The 8,695-nt window shown below is 50.8% G+C and carries 9 protein-coding genes; 7 read left to right on the top strand and 2 right to left on the bottom strand.

The window, feature by feature from the left end; genetic code table 11:
- Nucleotides 1-428: transposase family protein (locus H6F93_RS10640; protein WP_190680521.1), on the top strand; the 428-nt coding region annotated here is incomplete at its 5' end.
- 111 nt (nt 429-539) lie between these two features.
- Here the strand turns inward: H6F93_RS10640 and H6F93_RS10635 are convergent.
- Both H6F93_RS10635 and H6F93_RS10630 read right to left on the bottom strand, forming a co-directional pair.
- Nucleotides 540-2,192, bottom strand: a complete 1,653-nt coding sequence (locus H6F93_RS10635) for an ABC1 kinase family protein (RefSeq protein WP_190680519.1) — start codon at nt 2,190-2,192, stop codon at nt 540-542.
- Between the two features lie 275 nt (nt 2,193-2,467).
- Complete coding sequence (locus tag H6F93_RS10630; protein WP_190680517.1) at nt 2,468-3,517, bottom strand: mannose-1-phosphate guanylyltransferase; 1,050 nt, start codon at nt 3,515-3,517, stop codon at nt 2,468-2,470.
- A gap of 446 nt (nt 3,518-3,963) precedes the next feature.
- Between H6F93_RS10630 and H6F93_RS10625 the strand changes: the two genes are divergently transcribed.
- From H6F93_RS10625 to H6F93_RS10600, 6 genes are all read left to right on the top strand, one after another.
- Nucleotides 3,964-5,454, top strand: a complete 1,491-nt coding sequence (locus tag H6F93_RS10625; RefSeq protein WP_347277274.1) for an LCP family protein — start codon at nt 3,964-3,966, stop codon at nt 5,452-5,454.
- A gap of 13 nt (nt 5,455-5,467) precedes the next feature.
- On the top strand, nt 5,468-5,974 hold the full coding sequence (locus H6F93_RS10620; RefSeq protein ID WP_190680515.1) for a pentapeptide repeat-containing protein: 507 nt from the start codon (nt 5,468-5,470) through the stop codon (nt 5,972-5,974).
- A 268-nt stretch (nt 5,975-6,242) separates the two neighbouring features.
- Entirely contained in the window at nt 6,243-6,470 is a 228-nt protein-coding gene (locus H6F93_RS10615) for a DNA-directed RNA polymerase subunit omega (RefSeq protein ID WP_190680513.1), read from the top strand.
- Between the two features lie 127 nt (nt 6,471-6,597).
- Nucleotides 6,598-7,530, top strand: coding sequence for a DMT family transporter (locus H6F93_RS10610; RefSeq protein ID WP_190680511.1), 933 nt, complete (start codon nt 6,598-6,600; stop codon nt 7,528-7,530).
- Nucleotides 7,531-7,560: 30 nt separating this feature from the next.
- Nucleotides 7,561-8,214, top strand: a complete 654-nt coding sequence (locus H6F93_RS10605) for a DUF938 domain-containing protein (RefSeq protein WP_190646654.1) — start codon at nt 7,561-7,563, stop codon at nt 8,212-8,214.
- Between the two features lie 32 nt (nt 8,215-8,246).
- Nucleotides 8,247-8,642, top strand: coding sequence for a Uma2 family endonuclease (locus tag H6F93_RS10600; RefSeq protein WP_190680508.1), 396 nt, complete (start codon nt 8,247-8,249; stop codon nt 8,640-8,642).
- Nucleotides 8,643-8,695 lie beyond the last annotated feature (53 nt).

Below are 8,695 nucleotides of genomic sequence, written 5' to 3'. Positions count from 1 at the left end.
ACTACAGCGGCAAGCACAAACGGCACACGCTGAAAGCCCAAGTCGTGATTGACCTGGAGCGGGGGCAGTTTCTCGCCGTTGCCACGGGCAAAGGACGTACCCACGACTTGCGCTTGTTCGAGCACAGTGACGTGCACTTGAGCAAGGAGGTGCTGTGTTTAGCGGACAAGGGTTACCAAGGCATTGCTAAACTCCACCCTAACAGTATTACGCCGCAGAAAAAGCCTCGGAAACAACGCTTGAGTGATGCGAACAAACAGGCGAATCGGGCTTTAGCCCGGCTGCGGGTCAAGGTGGAGCATAGCATTCGTCGGCTGAAGCGTTTCCGCATCTTATCGGGGCGCTATCGCAATCGGCGACGGCACTTCACGCGCAGAGTGCATTTGCTCGCAGGCATCCTCAACTTTGAGTTGGCTCTCGCTTGCTGATTCGTGCAAGAAGTCTAGTATGCAATGGCGATTTTACCCGCTAGTGAGGTGTTGGCTCTGCACTACGAGTTGGCGATCGCATCATAAGATGCACAAAAGAATTCACCAGATTTAACGTTGCCGCAACCTTCCTGAACGCAAGATATTAACCGCTAACCAAAGCCCCAGAAAACTTGCAGCGCCAAACAGAACATTACTAATCCAGGACAAGCTACTGCCCTCAGCAGAAATAGTTGCAGCCCCCATAATCAGTGAGCCAACCAGAATGCTGAATGACAAGCGGTTAGCGGAGTCATCCATTGTTAATCGCAGACCGTCCAAATCCTTTAACGTTAGATTCCACTTCAACGTTTCGGATGTCACGCGATCGAGCAACTGTTCTACCTGACGGGGCGATTGGAGTGAGAGGCTTTTTATGTCAAGTGCAGTTCTCAGCAAGGTTTGCAGCGGTTCGTCACCAATTAGCTGTCTGCGAAATAGGTCTGTCATCAGGGGCTTGATCTGGTCAAGCAGGTTGATTTCGGGGTCAAATGTTCGTGCCACACCTTCCAGGTTTGCCAGTGCTTTTGCATATAGTCCCAAGTTGCTGGGCAGCTTGATTTTGTTGACGCGAGCAACCTGGAGGACTTCGTAAAAGACCTGGCTAAAGTTGAGTTCTGCAATGTTGCGGTTGTAGTACTTTCGCAGCAGGCGATCGTAGTCATTTTCTAGCCGAGCCAGATTTACGCCCCGGCTTGATTCTGCCAGTTGTAGCGTCAGTTGAACGCATCGCTGAGAATCCAGGTCAACGATCGCCAACAGCATTTCAGTCAAAATTCGCTGCGTGTTGGGGTCGAGTCGTCCAATCATGCCACAGTCGAGCAGGGCGACCCGACCATCATCGAGATAAAACAGATTGCCCGGATGCGGATCGGCGTGAAAGAAGCCGTCGATGTAAATTTGCTGGAAAAAGGCGCGAAATAGGATTGTCGTGGTGGTACGACGATTGGAGACAGTGTTTCCGTTTTGGGGCTCATCTGGCACTTTAGCAGTGAGCAACGGAACGCCATCTAGCCATTTCATCACCAGCAGATTTTCGGTGGTCAAATCCCAGTAAATCTCAGGGATAACCAGTTGTGTGGGGTCAAACCAACTGCTGTTGGCCATGTTGCGGCGCAACTGATCGGTGTAGCTTGCTTCTTTGAAGAAATCTAGCTCGTCACGGAGGGCAGTCGTAAATTCTTCTGCCAGAGCTTTGATGTCATAGTCTTGCCCCAGTGAGGAACGGGAAGCCAGATCTGCCAAACTTCTGATCAAAGCAATGTCTTGATCAATGATCAGGTCAATGCCGGGACGCTGAACCTTGATGGCGGCTTCGCGCCCGTCTGCTAGCGTAACCCGATGCACCTGAGCAATAGAGCCTGCGGCGACCGCCTGCTGGTCAATCTTCGCAAAAGTGACTTCTAAAGGCTCTCGTAGCTCTCGCCGCAGCACGACCTCAATCTCGGACCAGGGAACGGGTGGAACGTCACTTTGCAGCGTGGATAGAGCGTTGATATAGTCGGCAGGTAAGACATCAGGACGAGTACTCAACAACTGCCCCAGCTTGACGAAAACTGGCCCCAAGTCAATCAAAATATTGCGGAGAACAGCGGGAGTCGGTAAGTTTGGCGCATCGGCTTTACTACCGGTGAGCAGCCGTCGCGCATAGTCCCAACCGTTGCGGAAGACAACTTCAAGAATTTCTCGTTGTCGAGAGCTTGTTTGAGTCAAGCCTGAAAACATTCTGCCTCCTGCCCTGCGATTGGCTGGCTGATAATGAGATGCCTACATTCGCATGATAGTAAATGCAACTGGCAATCAGGGGTTGTTAAAACCAACACCCCTTGATTTTGTAGCGGTTTGAGGCGATCGCTGCCAACACTCTAGAGGGAGAGATTAGAGGGTTAAGGGTTACTGGTCAATGGTTAATAGGTATTGGGGATGAGTTTTTAAGCGTGAAGGGTAGCGCGGCTGAGCCGCACTACCCTTCACGCACGAGGTCTAGTGACTAATCAAAATCAAAGCAAATCGCTCAGTTTTGGATTTTCCTTCAGCGCTTTGAGGACTTGTTTAATCTCCTGGGTGCGGTGCTTGTCCACAATTAGGGTTGCTTTGCCATCACGGACGATTACCACATCCTTGAGTCCAATAGTGACAACCACTTCATCGTCATCGGCAGAGTAAACCAGTGAGTCTTCTGTATCGAGTCCAATGTGTTGAGCTAGCTCGACATTGAGTTTGTCTCCCTTAAACAAGCGTTCGATCGCATTCCAGTCGCCCAGGTCATCCCAGCCAAAGGTTACGGGCAGGACACACGCCTTACGGGTTTTTTCCATCATGGCGTAGTCAATGCTTTTCTTCGGTAAGTCGGGGTAGATGGAGGGGCCGTGTTTTTCTAGCGGTTCAATGATTTCAGGGGCGTGGGTGTGCAGTTCTGCCAAGGCTACACCTGCCTGGAAGATAAACATGCCGCTGTTCCAGCTAAAGCGGCCGCTCGTGATAAAGGACTCCGCTGTAGCGCGATCGGGTTTTTCGGTAAAGCGATCGACTTTATAGGCCGGAAAACCACCAAAAGAGCCAATAGTTTCTCCCTGTTCGATATAGCCGTAGCCCGTAGAAGGGTAGGTAGGGGTGATGCCCAGGGTGGCGATCGCCTCCTGACTGCTAGCCAACTCGGTTGCAGCCCGGAGGGTTTGCTGAAACGCTGCTACATCTGCAATCCAGGGGTCAGCAGGGAAGAAGCCAACAACCGTTTCTTCACCATAGCGACGAGCGACTTCTAAGGTTGCCCAGGCTACTGCCGGAGCCGTATCGCGTCCCTCAACCTCGACTAGCAGATTTTCTGCTGGCAAATCAGGAAGCTGTTGTTGAACACCTTCAGCTAGATGACCCGAGGTAATCACCCAAAGACGGTCCCAACCCTCTGCCAAATCGAGCAGGCGGGCTGCGGTTGCCTGAAGCAAACTCTGGCCACTGCCATCTAAACTCAAAAACTGCTTGGGACGGTGCAGCCGACTCAGAGGCCAAAAGCGCTCTCCCTTACCACCAGCCAAAATCACAGGTATCATAGCCTTCTCGCTTTGTTTTAGTTTGCCTTGAGGTTTCTTAGATAGTCTGCACGGGTCTACATTGCTAGTCCGTAAAATCTACCCAGAAAATCTACTGAAATAGTTTTTTACGCCGTAAATGCTATGTGCAAAACATTAATCAGTTGATGGCATCGCTTACACTGAAATGTCAAGGTTCCTAGATTTTGCCCGACTTTTCTTAAGATTGTTTTGGTTTATGATTTCGCAAAATTAGGTTCGCAAATGCTCGTTGGGCTTGCCATTAGGCAAATTGACCGCGTAGAATTCGCCAAGTGCCTCATGGGTGCGGGTTAGGAATTACATCTGCAGGTAGGGGGGTGGCGATCGCGCTCCAACCTACCATAAAGACGGATACATTACGAATTCCTTAAGGTCGGTAGTATACGCATAGCTACAGTACAAATGAGGTCAAGGTGAGAGACGGAGTGGACGGTTTACAAAATCAGTCTGATCAGTATAAAACGCAACAATCCAGTCCTGTTCAAGTGTCTGAAGAGCCTAGCGACTCTAGCGACTCCAGCCACATACCTAGCGCTTCAACAGCCACAGCCACAGCTACAGCTACAGCTTCTGTTGCTGCTATCACACCTGCTCAGTTGTCCGATCAAGCTCGCCTGGTTAGAGTGCCGGAGCGATCGCCATCTAAGCCCAATCCATTGCGTTGGTTAGGTTGGGGTGCTGCTCTAGTAACGACTGGAGTAGTCTCTGGAGTACTAGGTGTCGCTCTGTCCTGGCTTACTCCCTTGCCTCCTACGCTCGCTTCTGATACAGACCCACAGCTTTCGCTCAGCGATCTGTGGAGCAAAGGGTTTCGCTACAACATTACTCGCCCGGTCAACATTCTGGTCATGGGCATCGACCGAGTACCTGATGTTCCTCCTGATTCACCTGAGGTGCTCAACGGTCGCAGCGATACGATGCTGCTGGTGCAAGTTGATCCCGAAGACAACTCGATTAACGTTCTCTCCATTCCCAGAGATACTCAAGTTGAAATTCCGGGCGTTGGGTTAACTAAAATCAACCACGCCAACATGTTGGGCGGCGATAGTCTGGCAGCCCGTGTCGTCAGCCGTAACCTCAATGGGGTGCCGATTGATCGCTACGTCCGGGTTAGCACCGAAGCCTTTCGAGAATTAGTAGACCTGCTGGGCGGCGTAGAGGTGTTTGTGCCTCAACGGATGTCTTACACAGACGAAACCCAGAAGCTTTACATTGACCTGGAGCAAGGCTGGCAAAACTTGAATGGCGATCAGGCAGAGCAATTTGCTCGCTTTCGGGCAGATGGCAACGGAGATATTGGTCGGGTACAGCGGCAACAGCAGCTAATTCGGGCACTGCGCGATCGCATTACTAGTCCAGCCGTGATTCCTAAGCTGCCAGAAGCGATTCAGCTCGTCCAAAAGTATGTCGACACCAACCTTTCCCTAGAAGAAATGCTGGCTTTGGCAAACTTTGGCGTCAGCCTGGAGCAAGACAGTTTCAGAATGGTCATGTTGCCGGGTCGCTTCAGCACCGCTGATGAATTCGTTGCTAGCTATTGGATTACCGATTCTGATGCGGTCGATCAGGTCATGCAGGAATATTTTCAGGTTCCTTCAGTCACCAGTTCTGAAGAGCGCCGCGCCCTCAACCACCTGTATATTGCCGTCCAAAATGCCTCAGGAGAGCCTCAGTTAGGTAATCAGGTTGCAAGCTACCTGCAAGAGCAAGGTTTTGACAATGTCTACGTGATTCAAGATTGGCCCGATCGCCAGATGCAAACAGACATTATTGTGCAGCGAGGCGATATGCAGGGTGCAGCCTTGCTAGAAAATGTACTAGGACTAGGTCGGGTCGTCTCTGCCTCAACAGGAGACTTACAATCAGACCTAACCATTCGTGTAGGAGAAGATTGGGCTGATCGAATTGATGGGTAAGGAGGTTAGAAGGATGAAGGCGATTTTGACTCGCTGCGTTGGTTTAATTCTAGTTCTGGGTCTGGCTTGTTTGTGGATTTTGCTCAGCGCAACGCCAGCGCTAGCAGCTATCGACACAGTCAACTACAACAACGCTAACCTGCAGAATCAGGATTTCTCAGGCACAGACCTGGTTGGCAAAGCCTTCGTCGCTGCCGAAATGCGGGGCATCAACTTTGAGAATGCAGACTTAACCAACGCAATTCTCACCAAAGCCGTGATGCTGAATGCGAACCTGCGAGGCGCAAACCTAACTGGAGCCTTAGTTGATCGGGTGTTTCTAGTAGGTTCAGACCTGACGAATGCCATTTTGCAAGAAGCAACGCTCTCTCGCACCAGCTTTGAGGACGTAACCGTTACCGGAGTCGACTTCACCGACGCAATTCTTGATCGCTATGAAATCAGTCAACTGTGCGATCGCGCCTCCGGTACCAATCCCACAACTGGTGTCTCAACCCGAGATAGCTTAGGCTGCCGATAAAAAATTGCTAACGGACACGCAAGTGATCTAAACGGTCGCTCCAATCCATCTACCGCAAATTCCCAGACTCCAAGAGACACCTTCGATGCGAAGCGCCTTGCACCCCATCTCCAATCCCTTCAGAGGGGGTTTGGGGGAAGCGGGCTTCCCCCAATGGGGGTTTGGGGGAAACCCCAAGGCTCGGCTCCTAACATCAAAAACCACAAAACCAATCCCTGACTTCAGAGATCCTTGATAGACTATAAAAGTTCTAACGTAACTCAACCTTATGCAAAAGCGTTCTGCCTTTGACACCAGCCACCTGATGCGCCGCGCTGAAGATCTGATTGGCGCTGCCTCAAACCGCTATCGGATCACCGTTCAGGTTGCCAGTCGAGCACAGCGCCGCCGCTTTGAAGAATTCGATAGCCTGGACGACCCCAAAATGAAGCCTGTGATTCGTGCCATCATCGAAATGTCAGACGAGCTAACTCAGCCCGAAATCATCGGCGAATAGGTCACTTTGAAGTCAGAGCTAGATTAGGCGATCGCAACTGTACTAGCCAAATTGCAAAAAACCGTATCTTCCGGTACTGCTATTCCTGAATCAGAGTGGAGACATCCAGTCATGGAATAGCAGATCAATGAAACGCATCCAGGGAATTCGTTCTGTTGAGCCAAAAAACAGTTCGGATGTGGGGTTAATTTACGGTTTTTTGGGAGTGCTGGGATTTAGCCTGACACTTCCTGCTACTCGCGTTGCAGTGCTGGATCTAGACCCCATTTGGGTTGGCTTAGGGCGAGGTTTTGTCGCTGCAATTTTAGCAGCGATCGCCCTCCACTTCACCCGTCAAAAATTTCCCACTCCTCACCAGTGGCGCAGCTTGGTTATTGTTGCTCTGGGAGTCGTTTTAGGGTTTCCGCTATTGTCTGCCTGGGCAATGCAACGCTTACCCGCAGCTCACGGTGCAGTCGTATTGGGGCTGTTGCCCCTGGTAACAGCGATCGCCGGAGTGATTCGAGCGGGCGATCGCCCCAGCCGCCAATTCTGGATCGCTAGCAGCATTGGCAGCCTCACCGTGATTGGATTTGGCATCTTCTCAGGAGCAGGGCACCTCCAGCCCGCAGACTTAGCTTTGTTCCTTGCAGTTATCGCTGCTGCCTTTGGCTACGCAGAAGGAGGAAAATTAGCCAAAACACTGGGTGGTTGGCAGGTGATCAGTTGGGCACTCGTGCTAGCAGCTCCGGTGGAAATCTTACCGATGATCGTGAGTACTTCACAATATGGGCTGACCGCTTCCCCTGTGGCATGGTTAGGCTTTGCCTATGTCAGCATCGTGAGTCAATTTGTTGCCTTCTTTGCCTGGTATCACGGCTTAGCCAAAGGTGGAGTCGCCAGAGTCGGACAGATCCAACTGCTCCAGCCCTTTTTGACCCTGGTAGCATCCTTCTTCTTATTAGGTGAAACCATTACACCGTTTACGATTGGTGCTGCCTGTTTAGTAGTCGCTAGCGTTGCGATTGGGAGGCGTTCGCCCATCAAACGGGTCACTTGTGAACAAATTACGTCACAATAAGTGGAACCTTGCCCGAATGTAGCCTCAATCATGACTTCTCCTGACCTGCGACAGTATGCCCCTGCGACTCAACGCAACCGAGAGCCAATTCTAAATGTGTTGCAGCAAGTCTTACCCCCCCAGGGCACAGTCTTAGAAATCTCTAGCGGTACGGGAGAACACGCTATCTTCTTCGCCCCTCATCTGCATCCTCGTAAGTGGTTGCCCTCTGACCCTAATCCTTCAGCACGAGCCAGCATTGCTGCATGGCGGCAACATTGCCCCACCGATAATGTGTATCCACCGATCGCCCTTGATGCGCGTGATCCGGTTTGGAGTGTGGAGCAAAATGAGTTGCCAGAAACTTTACAGGGGTTTGAGAAGGGTGAGATTGGGGCGATCGCCAACATCAATATGATTCACATCGCTCCTTGGTCAGCCTGCTTGGGCTTAATGGCAGGAGCAGGGCGAATCCTGCCTCCAGATGGTGTTCTGTATCTCTACGGCCCTTACAAACAAAACGGTAAACATACAGCTTCCAGTAATGAAGCATTTGATCAGAGCCTTCGTGCCCAAAACCCAGAATGGGGCGTGCGAGATCTGGACGAAGTGATAACCGTTGCCCAAACCCAAAACCTCTCATTGCTCAAAGTCGTCCCCATGCCTGCCAACAACTTATCCGTTATTTTTAAACGGAATGAGTAGTGTTCAATCAACTTTAAACTTGGGCACTCACGATGAAAGCACAAGCCAATCCGATGAGTTTTGAAGCGTTTCTAGAGTGGTATCCAGAAGACGGTAAGTGGTATGAGCTAATTGAGGGAGTAGTCGTAGAAGTGTTACCAACAGGTAATCACGAACTTATTGCAGGATTTCTTGCTGAGGAACTCACGTTAGAAATCCGTCGACAAAACTTGCCTTACACCATTCCTAGAAGTTGCCTACTAAAGCCTGATCGCCCCGACTCTGGATATCAACCTGACGTTGTGATTTTGGATAAAACAGCCCTGGTTAATGAACCACTCTGGCAAAAATCATCTACTATCCAATTTGGAAAAACAGTTCCATTAGTTGTTGCTGTTGGCGAACGTACTACAGGTGTCTCATGGCGGTGCCAGTGCTGCAAAACGTGACACCCGAAGTTTAGGTAATGGTTCTCCCTTAAGCCAAGACACAATCCGAGCAA

The organism is Leptolyngbya sp. FACHB-671 (genome assembly GCF_014695745.1).
Classification (GTDB): Bacteria; Cyanobacteriota; Cyanobacteriia; order Elainellales; family Elainellaceae; genus JAAUTN01.
Note: the sequence above shows the minus strand (reverse complement) of the source record. Positions and strands in the feature narration are given on the sequence as shown.

Bases quoted from the DNA above. Each gene is read 5' to 3' on its own strand.
- H6F93_RS10635 (WP_190680519.1), bottom strand. From the start codon at position 2,192: ATGTTTTCAGGCTTGACTCAAACAAGCTCTCGACAACGAGAAATTCTT.
- H6F93_RS10630 (WP_190680517.1), bottom strand. From the start codon at position 3,517: ATGATACCTGTGATTTTGGCTGGTGGTAAGGGAGAGCGCTTTTGGCCT.
- H6F93_RS10620 (WP_190680515.1), top strand. From the start codon at position 5,468: ATGAAGGCGATTTTGACTCGCTGCGTTGGTTTAATTCTAGTTCTGGGT.
- H6F93_RS10615 (WP_190680513.1), top strand. From the start codon at position 6,243: ATGCAAAAGCGTTCTGCCTTTGACACCAGCCACCTGATGCGCCGCGCT.
- H6F93_RS10610 (WP_190680511.1), top strand. From the start codon at position 6,598: ATGAAACGCATCCAGGGAATTCGTTCTGTTGAGCCAAAAAACAGTTCG.
- H6F93_RS10605 (WP_190646654.1), top strand. From the start codon at position 7,561: ATGACTTCTCCTGACCTGCGACAGTATGCCCCTGCGACTCAACGCAAC.
- H6F93_RS10600 (WP_190680508.1), top strand. From the start codon at position 8,247: ATGAAAGCACAAGCCAATCCGATGAGTTTTGAAGCGTTTCTAGAGTGG.